Genomic DNA, 15,886 nt, shown 5'->3' with positions numbered 1-15,886 from the left:
AATTTCATCATGAAAAAGTCTTTTAACGTTGATTTAACGTTTAACGATATGCGTATTGATAGATGGATACGTAATAATCTTGGTAACTACCCACAAGGTTTAATTGAAAAAAGTTTAAAAAGTGGAAAAGTTAAAATTAATAGTAAAAAAATAAAAAGTTCTCATAAAGTAAAGACAGGGGACATTATAGATTTATTCAACTTTGATTTTAAAGAAACAATTATTCAAAAAACAATTAAATTTATACCCTCAGAAGAGGTTATTAAAGAGAATGAAGAATTAATAATTGACAATAATGATGATTTCATCGTTCTTAATAAAAGCTCCGGTATTTCGGTTCAAGGTGGAACTAAATCTAAAAAAAATCTTGTAGATATATTTGCTCGTAGTGAAATTTTTCAAGACACAAAACCATTTTCTGTACATAGACTTGATAAAGATACATCTGGAGTTTTTATTATAGCGAAGCATAGACAATCTGCCCAGTTATTAACCTCTTTATTTAGACTTAGAAAAGTACATAAAACTTACTTAGCCATATGTCATGGTGAATTGCAGAAAGACTCTGGTGAGTGGAATGATGATTTAACTAGATATGATAATGATAGGGAGGTGGTTGAAAAAGCTAGAACTCTTTATAAGGTATTAGATAAAAATTCTATATGTAGTCTTGTTGAAATGAAGCCAATTACAGGAAGAAAGCATCAATTAAGAAAACAACTTTACGCAGTAGGGTGTCCAATCTATGGAGATCAAAAATATAAATTTAGTAATACCGATAAAGCAATAAATAAAAATTTAATGCTACATTCATACCAAATTAAATTTATGATTAATGATAAAAAATATACCTATACAGCATTGTTACCAGATTATTTTAAAAAACTTTTGAAAACAAAAAGACTTAGGTTTCCAAATTCTTAGAAAACGTATCAATGATAATTCTATCTAAATCCTTATAATCTTGGTCTTTAATTTCTTTAAGATTAATCACGCCCTTATCCGAAATACCACATGGAATAATGTTTTTATATTTTGAAAGATCATTATTAATATTTATTGCAAATCCATGATAAGCTATCCACTTACTTACCCTAATACCTATTGCAGCAACTTTGTTAATTTCTCCTTTATGGTCAGTCCAAATACCAATATTTTTTGGATCGCCAAATGTCTTAATATTAAATTTTGATAAGCTGTCAATAATTGTCTCTTCAATTAAAGTTATAAATTTTCTAATATCTTTTTTTCTTTTTTTTAGATCTATAACAAAATAACAAATCATTTGACCCGGACCATGATAGGTAATTTTTCCTCCACGATTTGTTTTTATTAGATTTATATCTTTATTAAGAATTTCTTTTTCTTTATAACTAGTACCAGCTGAATAAACCTCTTCATGTTCTAATATCCATATTAAATCCTCTTTTTGACCACTGATTATCTCCAACAGTCTTTCCTCAAGGAGTTTTATTGCATCCTCGTATTTTATCGGTTTTATTGACTTTTTAATTTCTATATTCATTTATAAATTGTAGTATTCTTATTATACACTATTAGTGCGAAACTGATTTATAGGTAAATTTATGTCTTTAATAAAAAAAATAAAAGATAAAAAAGTTAATTTTGAGTTTAATAAAGAGTACATAAAAGTTGTTACTTCCAAGATAACCAACAATGATGCTCAATTTATTACAAATTCTTTTAATGAAATGCACCCAGCTGATGCAGCTGATATAATTGAACATCTTGGTCAAAATGATAGAGAAAGTTTAATAAAACTTAATAATTTCAATATAGACCCAGAAGTTTTTATTGAGTTAAACGAGTCAGTACAGTCTGAAATCATAGCTTATCTATCACCCGATACTATTGTCAGACTATTAAAAAACCTTGAATCTGATGATGCGATAACAATTTTAGAAAATGTTGACGAAAAAGATAAGAATACAATATTAAGTTCTCTACCACCAAAAGATAGATTCGCTTTACTGGAAAGCTTAAGTTACCCGGAAGATACAGCGGCTAGAATTATGCAACGTGAGTTTACAGCTATTCCTAGCAATTGGTCTGTTGGTCAAACTATTGATTATTTAAGAGAAAATAAAGATTTACCTGAAGAATTTTTAGAAATTTTCATTATAGATGAGGGTTTTAAACCAATTGGAACTGTTCCGTCATCGAAAGTTTTAACTACTTCGAGAGAAACTAAAATGCTTTCTATTATGTCAGAATCTCAACTACTAATTCCTGTAGATATGGACAAGGAGGAGGTTGGTAACGTATTTGAAAATTACAATCTAAATTCTGCGGCCGTTGTCGATAAATCAAACAAGTTAGTTGGCATGATCATGTATGATGACGTCCTAACTGTACTGAAAGAAGAAGCTGAGGAAGATGCTTTAAGATTAGCAGGTGTAGGTGATGAAGAAATTACTGATGGTGTTTTTAAGAAAACTAGAAGAAGGTTTAACTGGCTTCTATTAAATTTATTTACTGCATTTCTTGCAACATGGGTCATTAGTTTATTTGGCGCAACAATTGAACAAATGGTTGTTCTTGCATTTCTTATGCCTATTGTTGCTTCTATGGGTGGTAATGCAGGAATGCAAACCCTAGCCGTTACTGTAAGAACTTTAGCAACAAATGACTTAACAAAAAATAACTTTTCACAAAATATTTTAAAGGAATTTAATATCGGTATCTTAAATGGTTTTATATTTGCAATAATAAGTGCTATAGTAGTTCAAGTGTGGTTTCAAGATTCATTACTTTCTTTAATAATATCAATGTCAATGATAGTCACCATGATTGTCGCAGGTTTATTTGGTATTTTAGTACCTATAACTCTAAAAAAAATGAATATTGATCCTGCTATAGCATCCAGTGTGTTTGTGACAACTATTACTGATGTAATTGGTTTTGTTTCATTTCTAGGTGTTAGCGCTTATTTTCTTTAAAAGTTATCTATAAGTCTTACACCCTTTAAGTAATATGCTACAAAAAGCTTAAATGGCTTATCTTTTAAATTAGTATTTAGATTGATTAGGTTTCTACACTCCAAATATTCAATTTTAATCTTGAATTTTTTTATAAGGTCAATTTTTATTTTTTTAATCAATTTTTTATTTTTAATATTATCTTTTATTAAATTTTTCAACTTGATTAACGTCAAAGAAATCTTCCCAACTTTTTTAAGATTTTCTAAATCTAGCAACGAGTTTCTTGAAGATAATGCTACTTTATTTATATCTCTTATTGTTTTGCATGCAATAATTTTAGTTTTGTATTTTTTTTCAATAAAGTAACGTACTAAAAAAAATTGTTGATAATCTTTTTCACCCATGAAAATTTTTTTGGGTTTAATTATATTGGTAAATCTATTCAAAACATCAAGCACCCCCTCAAAATGTCCTTTTCTAAATTTAGCACAAAGTATTTTTTGTGATTTATTTAATCTAGTTACTCTACGTTTCTTATTATTATAAATTTGACTAACAGTAGGCACATAAAGGAAATCAACCTTTAAACTTTTTAGTAATTTAATATCTTTATTTAGATCTCGAGGATAATTTTTGAAATCATTAGTACTGTTAAATTGAGTAGGATTAACAAAAATACTAACTAATGTTTTTTTGCATTTTTGTTTAGAAGAATTAATAAGTGAAGTATGCCCTTTATGTAGACTTCCCATGGTTGGAACAAACCCTAATTCTTTCTGGTTACTAATTGCCTTATTTAAATCAGTAATTTGCCTTATTAATTTCATTTGTAATATTAATATTAATAAGTAAAACATTTATATGATTAAACAAGCTATTATTCCTTTAGCAGGACTTGGTACAAGATTGTTACCACTAACTAGTGTTTTTGCTAAAGAGCTTCTACCTATTAATGGCAAGCCAGGAATAGAATATATTTTAGATGAATGTATAAGCGCTGGAATTAAAGAAGTAATTTTTATTATATCTCAAAAGAAATTAATGATTAAGAAATATTTTTATAATGATAAATTTTATAAAACTATAATTAAGAAAAAAAAAGATCCAAGAATTATACAAGAATATAAAAAAATCATAAAATATAAGAAAATGATTAAATTTGTTTTTCAAGATAAACCGCTTGGAACAGGTGATGCGGTATTGAAAACAAAAAAATATATCAAAGATAAATATTTTCTAATGTTACTACCTGATGATTTGATTATTAAAAATAATTGCTCTAAATCAATGATTGCTGTTCATAAGAAATACAATTCATCTGTAATGGCTAGCATGAAGGTAAATAAAAGAGAAGTTTCAAGATGGGGAATTTATAGTGTTAAAAATAAATTAAATAAAAATAATTTTACCATTAAAAATGTTGTAGAAAAACCCTCCATAAAACTAGCACCGTCAAATAATGCTGTTATTGGACGGTATATTTTACCTAAAACAATATTTGATAAATTATCAAAACTTAAGCCAGGTAAAGGTGGAGAGATCCATATTACTGATGCCATACAATCTTTAATAAGTGAAAATTATAAATTTATAGGTCATAATTTTTCTGGAAAATATTTAGATTGTGGCACAATGAAAGGTTATATTAATTCAACTTTGGAGATTTCTAAAATATGAAACTTTGCATGATAGGAACAGGTTACGTAGGTTTGGTGAGTGGTGTGTGCTTTTCTGATCTCGGTAATGATGTCATTTGTGTCGATAAAGATTTAAACAAAATTGAAAATTTAAAAAAAGGAATTATTCCAATCTATGAGCCTGGTTTAAATGAGTTAGCTTTAAAAAATTTTAAAAATAAAAGATTAAAATTTTCAACAAATCTAAAAGACTCAATATTAAAATCAGATATTATTTTTATATGTGTTGGAACACCAACTAAAAAAAATGGTAGTGCTGCTGATTTAAGTCAAGTTTACAATGTCGCAAAAGAAATAAGCACTTCTATTAATAGATTTAAAATTATTATTACTAAATCTACTGTACCAGTTACTACAGGTGATGAAATTGAAAAAATCATTTCAAAAAAAATATCTAAAAAATTATTTTCTGTGGTATCCAATCCAGAATTTTTAAGAGAAGGCGAGGCTATAAGGGACTTTAGTTATCCTGACAGAGTAGTTATTGGTACTAGAGATAAACGATCAAATAAAAAATTAAAAAATCTTTATTCACCACTTATATCCAAAGGAGCAAAATATATTAACACCTCAAGAAGAGCTGCTGAATTAATCAAATATGCTTCAAATGCTTTTTTAGCTACAAAAATAACTTTTATTAATGAGTTATCAAACTTATGTGAAAAAATAAATGTTAATATTGAGGATATTTCTATTGGTATGGGTCTTGATAAAAGAATTGGTAGTCGTTTTTTAAGAGCAGGACCAGCTTATGGTGGATCGTGTTTTCCCAAAGATACCAAAGCTATCGTCTCTACAAGTGATAAATTTAAAACTAATCTATCTGTTATTAAAAGTGTAATTAAATCTAACAATAATAGATCCTCTTTATTGTTAAAACGAGTTTTTGATATATTAAATAACAATATTCGAAATAAAAAAATATGTTTTTTAGGTGTTACATTTAAGGCTAATACAGATGATATGAGAGATTCATCATGTTTATCTATGATACCTTCTTTAGTTAAAAAAGGAGCTAAAATAAATTATTTTGATCCAACTGGTAAAAAAAATAATTTTAATAAAATTAAAAATGTTAAATTTTCTAACGACATTAAGTCTGCAATAACAAATGCTGACTTAATAATTATTCACACAGAATGGAATGATTTTAAGTCAATTAATTTCAAAAAAAATGTTAAAAATAAAAATTTTAAAATTTTTGATATGAGAAATATTTATTCCCCTAAAAAGATGAAAGAACTGAATATTAAATATTTTGCTATTGGTTGTTAATTTAATTCAAAAATAGCATCAACTTCCACTGATACTCCAAGAGGTAAACTATTTGTACTAACTGCAGCTCTTGTATGCATTCCAGCGTCACCAAAAACTGAAACTATTAAATCAGAAGCGCCGTTGATTACTTTAGGCTGTTCCGTAAACTCATCTGTAGAATTTACAAAGCCTGTTAATTTTATGCATGATTTAATTTTAGAAAGATCATCATTACAAGCTTTTTTGACTTGTGAAATTATACTTAAGCCACATCTTTTAGCAGCCTCATACCCATCTTCAGTTTTTAAGTCTTGACCAATTTTACCTTTTATTAATTCGCCATTAGCAGATATAGATATTTGTCCAGAAATATAAAGCATTTTTCCTATAATTTTTGACGCAACGTAAGATCCCACTGGATCTCTTGCTTCTGGAAGCTTTAATTTTAATTCATTAATTTTTTGATCATATGTCATCAGTTACCACAAAGTTAATTTATTTTTTTTTACAACCAAATATTTTTGTAGTATTTTTTTCTTTGTCATAACAAGGGTTTTTACCTATATTTTTAAAAGAATCTACAGCACCATTTTTTATATTTGAGATTGATCCACAAGAAGTTAGAATTAGAGTTGATAAAATTATTAATATCTTTTTCATTTTTTTCTCCTTTTGTTTGATTTTTTACTTTTATCGTATTCTTTTCTTTTCTCAATCAATATTATTGCCTCTTCCATATTAAGTTCTATAGGATCTTTTTCCTCGGGTATTGTTGCATTGAGTGATTTATATTTAATGTAAGGCCCATATTGACCCTTCATCACTCTAACAGGTTTTTTATCTTCTGGATGTTCACCTAGATCTTTAATTATTGATGCTGACATTCTGCCAGGTTTAGCTTCTGCTATTAAGGTTATTGCTCTATTTAAACCAATTGAAAAAATTTCTTCAACATTTTCAATTCTAGCAGATTTATTTTCACACTTTAGATATGGACCAAATCTACCTGAGTTTAAAATTATATCCTTTTGATTTTCAGGGTTAATACCTAAAATTTTGGGTAATGAACATAAAAATTTAGCCCTATCAAGATCCACACTATTCAATGTAATTCCCTTAGGTATAGAAACATTTCTTAAATTGTTATCTTCTTTTTCTACCTTCTTTTTTTTTGTTTTCTTTTTCTTTTTTGTTTCAACAACAACTTCTTCTTTCACTTCGTCAATTTTCTCATACTGAAGATAGGGACCAAATCTTCCATTTTTAAGATACATGTCATTGCCATTTTCATGTTTCCCTATAAATTTTGGTTCAGCTAGTTGAGATTGAGCAGCTGCTTTAGCTTTAGAAAGGGGTCTAGTAAATTTACAATCTGGATAATTCGAACAACCTATAAAAGCACCACCTCTAAAGCTATTTTTTAAACTTAATGATCCATTGTCACATAACTTACATTGTCTATTAATATTTCCATCTTTATCTCTTTCAAAAATTAAACTACCTAGGCTATCATTTAATAGATCTAAAACTTCTCTGGTTCTTTTCTCTTTAACATCAGATACATTTTGATTAAAATCTTTCCAAAATAACTCTAGAACTTTTATCCATCCTTCTTTACCTGTTGTGATATCATCAAGTTGATTTTCTAAACTTGCAGTAAAGTTATAGTCAACATACTTTGAAAAAAGTTTTTCAAGAAAAGCAGAAATTAATTTACCACGATCTGTTGGGTGGAATCTTTTATTAATTGCTTCAGCATACCCTCTGGTAGATATAACTGATATTATACTTGCATAAGTAGAAGGTCTCCCAATACCAAGCTCCTCTAATTTTTTAACTAAACTTGCTTCTGAGTATCTTGGTGGTGGTTGTGTAAAATGTTGTTCATCTAATAGAGCCTCTATATTAACTGGACCTTTATTCATTTCTGGAAGAATATCTTCATCATCATCTTTTTTAGTATCTTTCATAACTCTTAAAAAACCATCAAATTTAATAACAGAACCGCTAACTTTACAGATTGTTCCATTATCATCTGAACATATCGTAATGGTATTTCTATCAAATTGAGCAGGTTTCATTTGAGAGGATAGGGCTCTACTCCAAATCAAATCATATAATTTATGTTGGTCTGGACTTAGATATTTCTTAACTGTATTTGGTGCACGCATAATATCTGTAGGTCTAATTGCTTCATGTGCTTCTTGAGCATTTTTAGCTTTTTTACCAGAATAACTTGCTGCATTATCTGGAACATATTCATTGCCAAACTCATTTTTTATATATTTCCTAAAGGTGTCTATAGCGTCTTTAGATAAATTGGTACCATCTGTTCGCATGTAAGTAATAAGACCAATAGTTTCACCGTCTATTTCTATACCTTGATAAAGTTTTTGAGCTACCTGCATTGTTCTTGATGCTCCAAATCCCAATCTACCAGAAGAAACTTGCTGCAATGTAGAGGTAGTAAAAGGACCAGAAGGGTTTCTGTTAACAACTTTGTTTGAGATGTCATTTATATTGAACTTCTTAGACTTAACTTCTTCAATTGCTTTATCAATTTTAGCTTTATTTTTAAAAGAAAATTTTTCAATTTTTTTGTCATTCAATTGAGTTATACTAGCCAATATAGAATTTTTATCATTGTCGATGAATTGAATATTTAAAGTCCAAAATTCTTCAGGGTCAAAAAGCTCTATTTCATGTTCTCGTTCTGTAATTAATTTTAAAGCAACTGACTGAACACGCCCCGCAGATTTAGAACCAGGTAATTTTGTCCATAAAATTGGTGATATGTTAAAGCCAACTAAATAGTCCAAGGCTCTTCTAGCCATATAGGCATCAACAAGTAGTGGCTCTATTTGTCGTGGGTTTTCAATTCCATGAATAACTGCTTTTTTTGTAATTTCATTAAAAACAACTCTTTCGACATGCTTGTCCTTAATTAATTTTTTCTCATTTAAATATTCTTTAACATGCCAAGCAATTGCTTCTCCCTCTCGGTCAGGGTCTGTTGCTAGTATAATTTTTGAAGAAATTTTAGCTGCATCTGTAATTTCTTTAAGGTATTTTTTAGAAAAACTATCCACTTCCCATTCCATTTTAAAATTATTTTCTGGATCAACAGAACCATTTTTCGAAGGAAGGTCTCTAATATGTCCATAACTTGCTAATACAATATAATCATCACCTAGATATTTATTGATAGTTTTTGCTTTAGCTGGACTTTCTACGACTACAAGATTCATTACTAAACAAATTACTTAAAAGACCTAGATAGTCAAATCAATAAATTTTAGTCTTAGTTTCTTCTCTGTTTTTCAATCGTTTGACGTTTTCTCTATGTGTATAGAATATAAGTACAAACATTATTATGAAAAAAATTAAATTATAATTTTCAAAAATTATTAAATAAATTGGAACCATTAAGCTGCCAACTAGCGATGAAAGTGATGAGTATTTTGAAATAAGAAATGTAACAGCCCAACTAAGGATAAATACCAAACCCAAAATCATGTTTATTGAAAATAATATTCCAACATATGTTGCTACACCCTTACCCCCTTTAAACTTGAGCCATATAGGGAAAACGTGACCCAAAAATGCACTTAGTGATGCAATAAAGATATAATCAGGATAATTAAATTTTGCATATAAAACAGGTAATACGGCTTTTGTTATATCCAGCAATAAAGTTGCGTAGCCTAATGTTTTATTACCCGTTCTAAGAGCATTAGTAGCTCCAATGTTTCCTGAGCCAATATCTCTAATATCTTTTTTTAAAAAAATTTTTGTAAGTATAAAACCAAAAGGTATTGATCCTAATAAATATGAGCTTAATGCAATAATTAAATATTCCATTTTTATAACTTAAATAATTCTTCACCTTTTACAAATGTATTAGTGACCTTACCTTGGAGTTTCTTGTCTTCAATCGAAGTATTTTTTGATTTGGAGATAAGTTTATCTTTTTTAACAACCCATGGCTTATCAATATCTACAATGCAAAAATCTGCTTCATTACCCACTGAAAGATTACCCTTATCAATTTTTAAAATCTTTGCAGGGTTTGATGTTAAAGATTTAATTATGGTTTCTAATTTAACAGAACCATTATGATATAACTCTAGGCTTAGTGATAAAAGCGTTTCTATTCCAGAAGCTCCTGTAGATGCTTGTGCAAATGTTAATCTTTTTTGTTCTTCATCTTCTGGTTTATGATCAGATACAATAACATCTATCGTTTCATCTTTTAATCCTTGCACTAGAGCAACTCTATCTTCTTCAGTTCTTAATGGAGGTGATAATTTTAAGAAAGTTCTGAAATCTCCTATATCATTTTCATTTAATGAAAGGTTATTTATGGAGACACCTGTGGTAAATTTAACTTTATTTTTTCTTTCCTCAATAATTTCAACTGATTTTGCTGCTGAAATTTGTGATATGTGATATCTGCATTTAATATTTTCAAGCAACGTTAAATCTCTTTCAATAATTATTCTTTCGGCTACAGCAGGTATTCCAGATAACCCAAGTTTGGTTGCAATAATTCCAGAATTAATCATTCCATTTTTGGATAAATCATAGTCTTCAGCATGTTGCATGATTAGTGTGCCCAAATCTTTAGCTGAGTTCATTATACGAGACATCAGTCTAGTATTTTGAATTGTTTTAACACCATCAGTAAATCCAATTATTCCTCTACTTTGAAGTAGACCAAATTCAGTCATTGTAGTTCCTTCAATATTTTTTGTAAGTGCGGCACTTGGAAAAACATTAATTTTAGATTTGTCTCTTCCACGCCTTTTTAAAAAATCTACTATTGAAACGTTATCTATAATTGGATCCGTATTAGGCATAGTAACAACCGAAGTAATACCCCCTGCAAGTGCTGCATTACTTAGAGTTCTAAAATTTTCTTTATACTCATAACCAGGTTCACCTGCAAAGACACGCATATCAACAAGACCTGGGAATATATATTTGCCATTTAAGTCTATTACTTTTTCTCTTGAAGGAATGTTATTAGAGTTTACTTTTTTACCAATAGCTTCAATTAAACCATCTTCACCAATAATTAATCCACCGTTCTCATTAATAGAGTTATGAGGGTCAATTATATTTGCATTTATTAAGTATTGTTTTTTCATTTATTCACAAAATATTTTTAAACAAGCCATTCTAACTGCAACACCTAGTTCAACCTGTTCCTTAATTACGCTTCTGTTAATGTCATCTGCTAATTTTGTATCAATTTCGATCCCTCTATTCATTGGACCTGGATGCATAATCAAAGCATCATCTTTTGCATGAGCAAGCTTATCTGGAGTTAGTCCATAATATTCATAGTATTCTCTATTAGAAGACAAGAAAGAACTAGTCATCCTTTCATTTTGTAGTCTTAGCATCATTACTATATCACAATCTTTCAGACCTTTTTTCATATCTGTAAATGTATTAACGCCAAACTTTTCTATTTCTTTTGGCATTAAGTTTGATGGTGCGATAATGTTAACTTCTGCACCCAACATATTCAGAAGATAAATATTTGATCTTGCAACACGTGAATGAGTTATGTCACCACAAATCGCAACTCTTAAACCTTCAATTTTCTTTTTACGATTTATAATTGTTAAAGCATCTAATAAAGCTTGAGTAGGGTGTTCGCGGCTTCCATCACCAGCATTAAGCACTGCACAATTTACTTTTTGAGATAAAAGATTACATGCACCTGAATCCTGGTGTCTAATTACAATAATATCTGGATGCATTGCATTTAAAGTCATTGCGGTATCTATTAGTGTTTCACCTTTCTTAACCGCAGAGTTCGCCATGTTCATTGACATAACATCTGCACCTAATCTTTTTCCAGCTAATTCAAATGAACTTTGTGTTCTAGTGGAGGGTTCAAAAAACAAATTAATTTGAGTTTTACCATTTAATACATTTAATCTTTTATTTTTACTTTGATTTAATTTAATGAAGCTTTTAGCTTCTTCTAAAATGAGATTAACATCACTAATTGATAAATCTTGAATACCTAGGAGGTGTTTTTGAGAGATTTTAATAGCTTTATATATTTTAGTTGCCATTAAAATTAACTCTATAACTATTAACCATCACTATGGCAAGTATTAATTATTTAAAAAGTCTATTGCCCCTTGTAAAATAAAGGCTGCAGCGTTTTGATCAATTGTTTTAACTCTTTTTGAAACATTAACGTCTAATAAACTTGATAGATTAAATGCACCAACTGTTGAAAGTCTCTCATCCCACAATATTACAGGCAGGTCTATAGATTTTGATATATTTGATGCAACGTCATTAACTGATTGAGCGGATCTTCCTAAACTGCCATCCATATTTACTGGGTGCCCTACAATTATTCCACCAATATTATTATCTTTAATTATTATCTTAAGTTCGTCAATTAGTTCGTTTGTGTTGGTTTTGTTAATGGTTTTAAAGGGTGTGGCTATGGATTGTTTTTCATCACAAATTGAGACACCAATTCTTTTAGATCCTAAATCTAAACCAATAAATCTTACCTTATTTGAGTGTTTTATTTTAAAATCTTCAATTGTGATCATATTGTATATTTTATACTTAAGTGATAGTTTGCCGACATATTTAATTACCACATGACAATTGATCTTAAAACAATAAAGCATATTTCTAAATTATCAAGAATCTCAGTTGATGATGCAAAAGCTGATAAATTAGCTGGAGATCTTAACTCTATATTTGATTTCATTGAAAAATTGAATGAACTCAATACTGACAATGTTGAGCCATTAACCTCTGTTGCAGAAACCACATTAAAATTAAGAGCAGATGAGGTTAAAAGTGAAAATATAAGAGATCAAATATTAAAAAACTCACCAGAAGAGAATGAAGATTTTTTTGTAGTACCAAGGGTTGTTGAATAATGTCAGATATCACATCGCTCACTTTAACTGAATTAGTTAAAAACATTAAAGATAAAAAAATTTCTTCTGAAGAAACTACTAAAGCTTTTATTGATAGAGGAGAAAAGTCTAGAGATTTAAATGCTTACATAACAGAAGATTTTTCTAATGCTCTTGAGAAAGCCAAAAGTTTTGATCAAAAACCTAATTTTGATTTAAAGCTTCCGGGTGTTCCAATGGCAGTTAAAGATTTGTTTTGCACAAAAGATGTGAAAACTACAGCAGGTAGTAAAATTTTAAATAATTTTATTCCACCATACGAGTCTACTGTTACTCAAAATATTTGGAATGAGGGTGCAATATTACTTGGTAAATTAAATTGTGATGAGTTTGCAATGGGCTCATCTAATGAAACTAGTTTTTTTGGAAATGTCCAAAGTCCAGTAGATAAAGGTTTAGTACCAGGAGGCTCTTCAGGAGGCTCTGCATCAGCTCTAGCAGCTAATTTAACACCTATTACAATTGGAACTGACACTGGTGGCTCTATTAGACAACCTGCTTCATTTACAGGTACAGTTGGATTAAAGCCAACTTATGGAAGTTGCTCAAGATATGGAATTGTTGCTTTTGCATCCTCATTAGATCAAGCAGGACCAATGTCTAAAGATGTAAAAGATTGTGCATTGCTTCAGGAAATAATTAGCACTTATGATGAAAAAGATTCAACATCAATTGATTTTAAAAGAAATGAATACAGTAAAGAATTAACAAACAATATTAAAGGTAAGAAAATTGGAATTCCAAAAGAATATAGAGTTGATGGAATGCCAAAAGAGATAGAAGATTTATGGACTAAGGGAATTGAGTATGCAAAAGATTGTGGTGCTGAAATTGTTGAAATTTCATTACCTCATACAAATTATGCTTTACCTGCTTATTATATAGTAGCCCCAGCTGAAGCTTCTTCAAACTTAGCTAGATACGATGGCGTTAAGTATGGTTTTAGATCTAAAGGAGAAAACCTTATTGATATGTACGAAAAAACAAGATCTGAAGGTTTTGGTAGCGAAGTTCAAAGAAGAATAATGATAGGAACATATGTTTTGTCCTCTGGTTATTATGATGCTTATTATCTAAAAGCGCAGAAAGTTAGAAAATTAATTAAAGATGATTTTGATGAAGCTTACAAAAAAGTTGATGCAATTTTAACCCCATCAACACCAAGTGCTGCTTTTAAAATTGGTGAAAAAACTAATGACCCAGTTTCAATGTACTTAAATGATATATTCACAGTTCCAGTTAACTTAGCTGGATTACCTGCAATTTCAATTCCAGCAGGAGTAGATGCTAAGGGTTATCCATTGGGACTACAAATTATTGGTAAAGCTTTTGGTGAACAAAATATTTTAAACATTGCTTATGCTATGGAAGAAAAAATCCAGTTTAAAAATAAAATTACTGATTGGTGGATTAAATAGATGCCTAAAGATAATTCAGAATATTTAATCGAAAGACGAGATAATGTTTACGAAGTGGTAATCGGCCTTGAAGTTCATGCACAGGTTACATCAAATTCAAAATTATTTTCATCTTCATCAACAACTTTTGGTGCTGAACCTAATACGCAAGTAAGTTTAGTTGATGCTGCATTTCCAGGAATGCTTCCAGTTATTAATGAGTACTGTGTAAAACAGGCAATTAAAACAGGTATAGGCCTAAGAGCTCAAATTAATAAAAGATCAGTTTTTGATAGAAAAAATTATTTTTATGCAGACCTTCCACAAGGTTATCAGATTTCACAATTTAAATATCCTATAGTGGGAGAGGGTACAGTTGTTCTTGATATGGCACATGGTCAAAAGGAAGTTGGAATTGAAAGATTGCACTTAGAACAAGATGCTGGAAAAAGTATTCATGATATGGACCCACAAAATACATTGGTTGATTTAAACAGATCTGGCGTAGCTTTGATGGAGATTGTTAGCAAACCAGACATGAGAACTCCAGATGAAGTTAGTGCTTATGTTAAAAAATTAAGATCTATTATGAGATACCTTGGTACGTGTGATGGAAACATGCAGGAAGGCTCTTTAAGAGCTGATGTTAATATTTCTGTTAGAATTAAAGGGTCTGATAAACTTGGAACTCGTTGTGAGATTAAAAATGTTAACTCAATCAAATTTATGCAAATGGCTATTGATTATGAAGCTAATAGACAAGTTGATTTAATTGAAGAAGGTAAAACAATCGATCAAGAAACAAGATTATTTGATACAAAGAAAAATGAAACAAGATCTATGAGATCTAAAGAGGATGCTCATGATTATAGATATTTTCCAGATCCAGATTTACTACCATTAGAAGTAACTGATGAATTTATTGAAAAACTTAAAGCAGATATCCCAGAATTACCTGACGATAAGAAAAAAAGATTTATTGATGAATTTAAAGTCTCTGCTTATGAAGCAACAATTTTAGTATCAGATATTGAAACAGCTAAATATTTTGAGGAAGTTGTTGCTAAAATGGGTAAAAACCGAGATATGAAATTAGCTGTTAACTGGATTACAGGTGAATTGTTTGCTGTTTTAAATAATAAAAATTTAGAAATTACACAAAGTCCAATAAGTGCAAAAAATTTGGCAAAGTTAATTAATCTAATTAAGAATGGAACAATTTCTGGAAAAATAGCTAAAACAATATTTGAATTAATGATGGATGGAGACATAGATCCACAAGTAATTGTTGAAGAAAAAGGTTTAAAACAAGAAAGTGACCCTAAAGCATTAGAAGCTTTAATTGATAAGATTATCAATGATAACAGGGAAAAAGCTATAGAATATAAGAATGGTAAAGAAAAGCTATTTGGTTTCTTTGTAGGACAAGCTATGAAAGCTTCAAGTGGTAAAGCTAATCCTCAATTAATAAATGAGATATTAAAGAAAAAACTTTAATACTGGTGTAGACACAAAGGACTTAAAAGCCGAGGGATAGAAGTTAAAGTCAGTCCATAGTAGTCCAAGGTAGTCTAAACATCCTATAAAATCTCATAACTTTAAATTAGCTTTCAATTAATATTAAA

General features: G+C 29.3%; 16 protein-coding genes. 7 read left to right on the top strand and 9 right to left on the bottom strand.

The features are described from left to right. Positions 1-9 precede the first annotated feature (9 nt). Positions 10-924, top strand: coding sequence for an RluA family pseudouridine synthase (locus tag ABXT55_RS03745; protein ID WP_415285421.1), 915 nt, complete (start codon positions 10-12; stop codon positions 922-924). On the opposite strand, the gene lipB is transcribed toward ABXT55_RS03745, so the two are convergent. Then, positions 905-1,525, bottom strand: coding sequence for a lipoyl(octanoyl) transferase LipB (gene lipB, locus ABXT55_RS03740; protein WP_415285419.1), 621 nt, complete (start codon positions 1,523-1,525; stop codon positions 905-907). The genes ABXT55_RS03745 and lipB overlap by 20 nt on opposite strands. A gap of 61 nt (positions 1,526-1,586) precedes the next feature. Here lipB and mgtE point away from each other — a divergent pair, with 61 nt between their 5' ends. Beyond that, positions 1,587-2,960, top strand: a complete 1,374-nt coding sequence (gene mgtE, locus ABXT55_RS03735; RefSeq protein WP_415285418.1) for a magnesium transporter — start codon at positions 1,587-1,589, stop codon at positions 2,958-2,960. On the opposite strand, the gene panC is transcribed toward mgtE, so the two are convergent. After that, the gene (panC, locus tag ABXT55_RS03730) at positions 2,957-3,799 is read right to left on the bottom strand and encodes a pantoate--beta-alanine ligase (protein WP_415285417.1); all 843 of its coding nucleotides are present in this window, start codon (positions 3,797-3,799) and stop codon (positions 2,957-2,959) included. The genes mgtE and panC overlap by 4 nt on opposite strands. Before the next feature lie 4 nt (positions 3,800-3,803). Between panC and ABXT55_RS03725 the strand changes: the two genes are divergently transcribed. Together ABXT55_RS03725 and ABXT55_RS03720 are read left to right on the top strand one after the other, a co-directional pair. After that, entirely contained in the window at positions 3,804-4,619 is an 816-nt protein-coding gene (locus ABXT55_RS03725; protein ID WP_415285415.1) for a sugar phosphate nucleotidyltransferase, read from the top strand. Then, entirely contained in the window at positions 4,616-5,914 is a 1,299-nt protein-coding gene (locus ABXT55_RS03720) for a UDP-glucose dehydrogenase family protein (protein WP_415285413.1), read from the top strand. The genes ABXT55_RS03725 and ABXT55_RS03720 overlap by 4 nt, the downstream gene beginning before the upstream one ends. Here the strand turns inward: ABXT55_RS03720 and ABXT55_RS03715 are convergent. The 7 genes from ABXT55_RS03715 to ruvX are packed head-to-tail and all read right to left on the bottom strand — an operon-like array spanning position 5,911 to position 12,486. Continuing rightward, positions 5,911-6,372: a RidA family protein gene (locus ABXT55_RS03715; RefSeq protein ID WP_415285411.1), complete on the bottom strand. Its 462-nt coding sequence runs from the start codon at positions 6,370-6,372 to the stop codon at positions 5,911-5,913. The genes ABXT55_RS03720 and ABXT55_RS03715 overlap by 4 nt on opposite strands. A gap of 19 nt (positions 6,373-6,391) precedes the next feature. After that, positions 6,392-6,556: a hypothetical protein gene (locus ABXT55_RS03710; protein ID WP_415285410.1), complete on the bottom strand. Its 165-nt coding sequence runs from the start codon at positions 6,554-6,556 to the stop codon at positions 6,392-6,394. Then, positions 6,553-9,144 carry a type I DNA topoisomerase gene (gene topA, locus ABXT55_RS03705; RefSeq protein ID WP_415285408.1) on the bottom strand — a complete coding sequence of 864 codons (2,592 nt, stop codon included), beginning with the start codon at positions 9,142-9,144 and terminating at the stop codon, positions 6,553-6,555. The genes ABXT55_RS03710 and topA overlap by 4 nt, the downstream gene beginning before the upstream one ends. Before the next feature lie 37 nt (positions 9,145-9,181). Beyond that, on the bottom strand, positions 9,182-9,757 hold the full coding sequence (plsY, locus tag ABXT55_RS03700) for a glycerol-3-phosphate 1-O-acyltransferase PlsY (protein WP_415285407.1): 576 nt from the start codon (positions 9,755-9,757) through the stop codon (positions 9,182-9,184). A gap of 2 nt (positions 9,758-9,759) precedes the next feature. After that, positions 9,760-11,046: a dihydroorotase gene (pyrC, locus tag ABXT55_RS03695; RefSeq protein WP_415285405.1), complete on the bottom strand. Its 1,287-nt coding sequence runs from the start codon at positions 11,044-11,046 to the stop codon at positions 9,760-9,762. Next, complete coding sequence (locus ABXT55_RS03690; protein WP_415285404.1) at positions 11,047-11,988, bottom strand: aspartate carbamoyltransferase catalytic subunit; 942 nt, start codon at positions 11,986-11,988, stop codon at positions 11,047-11,049. A 42-nt stretch (positions 11,989-12,030) separates the two neighbouring features. Next, positions 12,031-12,486, bottom strand: a complete 456-nt coding sequence (ruvX, locus tag ABXT55_RS03685) for a Holliday junction resolvase RuvX (protein WP_415285403.1) — start codon at positions 12,484-12,486, stop codon at positions 12,031-12,033. A gap of 51 nt (positions 12,487-12,537) precedes the next feature. On the opposite strand from ruvX, the gene gatC reads away from it, so the two are divergent. From gatC to gatB, 3 genes are read left to right on the top strand one after another with little or no spacing between them, the layout of a single operon-like run. Continuing rightward, positions 12,538-12,825, top strand: coding sequence for an Asp-tRNA(Asn)/Glu-tRNA(Gln) amidotransferase subunit GatC (gene gatC, locus ABXT55_RS03680; RefSeq protein WP_271521690.1), 288 nt, complete (start codon positions 12,538-12,540; stop codon positions 12,823-12,825). Further along, on the top strand, positions 12,825-14,282 hold the full coding sequence (gene gatA, locus ABXT55_RS03675) for an Asp-tRNA(Asn)/Glu-tRNA(Gln) amidotransferase subunit GatA (protein WP_415285402.1): 1,458 nt from the start codon (positions 12,825-12,827) through the stop codon (positions 14,280-14,282). Before gatC ends, gatA begins: the two co-directional genes overlap by 1 nt. Next, positions 14,283-15,758 carry an Asp-tRNA(Asn)/Glu-tRNA(Gln) amidotransferase subunit GatB gene (gene gatB / locus ABXT55_RS03670; RefSeq protein ID WP_415285401.1) on the top strand — a complete coding sequence of 492 codons (1,476 nt, stop codon included), beginning with the start codon at positions 14,283-14,285 and terminating at the stop codon, positions 15,756-15,758. It abuts the gene before it with no gap. Positions 15,759-15,886: the final 128 nt, after the last annotated feature.

The organism is Candidatus Pelagibacter sp. Uisw_130, assembly GCF_047722505.1.
Taxonomy (GTDB): Bacteria; Pseudomonadota; Alphaproteobacteria; order Pelagibacterales; family Pelagibacteraceae; genus Pelagibacter.
This window is presented reverse-complemented; position numbering and strand designations above follow the sequence as displayed.

What these genes read in the sequence shown, in the direction of transcription:
- ABXT55_RS03745 (WP_415285421.1), top strand. Translation starts at nt 10, where the DNA reads ATGAAAAAGTCTTTTAACGTTGATTTAACGTTTAACGATATGCGTATT.
- lipB (WP_415285419.1), bottom strand. Translation starts at nt 1,525, where the DNA reads ATGAATATAGAAATTAAAAAGTCAATAAAACCGATAAAATACGAGGAT.
- mgtE (WP_415285418.1), top strand. Translation starts at nt 1,587, where the DNA reads ATGTCTTTAATAAAAAAAATAAAAGATAAAAAAGTTAATTTTGAGTTT.
- panC (WP_415285417.1), bottom strand. Translation starts at nt 3,799, where the DNA reads ATGTTTTACTTATTAATATTAATATTACAAATGAAATTAATAAGGCAA.
- ABXT55_RS03725 (WP_415285415.1), top strand. Translation starts at nt 3,804, where the DNA reads ATGATTAAACAAGCTATTATTCCTTTAGCAGGACTTGGTACAAGATTG.
- ABXT55_RS03720 (WP_415285413.1), top strand. Translation starts at nt 4,616, where the DNA reads ATGAAACTTTGCATGATAGGAACAGGTTACGTAGGTTTGGTGAGTGGT.
- ABXT55_RS03715 (WP_415285411.1), bottom strand. Translation starts at nt 6,372, where the DNA reads ATGACATATGATCAAAAAATTAATGAATTAAAATTAAAGCTTCCAGAA.
- ABXT55_RS03710 (WP_415285410.1), bottom strand. Translation starts at nt 6,556, where the DNA reads ATGAAAAAGATATTAATAATTTTATCAACTCTAATTCTAACTTCTTGT.
- topA (WP_415285408.1), bottom strand. Translation starts at nt 9,144, where the DNA reads ATGAATCTTGTAGTCGTAGAAAGTCCAGCTAAAGCAAAAACTATCAAT.
- plsY (WP_415285407.1), bottom strand. Translation starts at nt 9,757, where the DNA reads ATGGAATATTTAATTATTGCATTAAGCTCATATTTATTAGGATCAATA.
- pyrC (WP_415285405.1), bottom strand. Translation starts at nt 11,046, where the DNA reads ATGAAAAAACAATACTTAATAAATGCAAATATAATTGACCCTCATAAC.
- ABXT55_RS03690 (WP_415285404.1), bottom strand. Translation starts at nt 11,988, where the DNA reads ATGGCAACTAAAATATATAAAGCTATTAAAATCTCTCAAAAACACCTC.
- ruvX (WP_415285403.1), bottom strand. Translation starts at nt 12,486, where the DNA reads ATGATCACAATTGAAGATTTTAAAATAAAACACTCAAATAAGGTAAGA.
- gatC (WP_271521690.1), top strand. Translation starts at nt 12,538, where the DNA reads ATGACAATTGATCTTAAAACAATAAAGCATATTTCTAAATTATCAAGA.
- gatA (WP_415285402.1), top strand. Translation starts at nt 12,825, where the DNA reads ATGTCAGATATCACATCGCTCACTTTAACTGAATTAGTTAAAAACATT.
- gatB (WP_415285401.1), top strand. Translation starts at nt 14,283, where the DNA reads ATGCCTAAAGATAATTCAGAATATTTAATCGAAAGACGAGATAATGTT.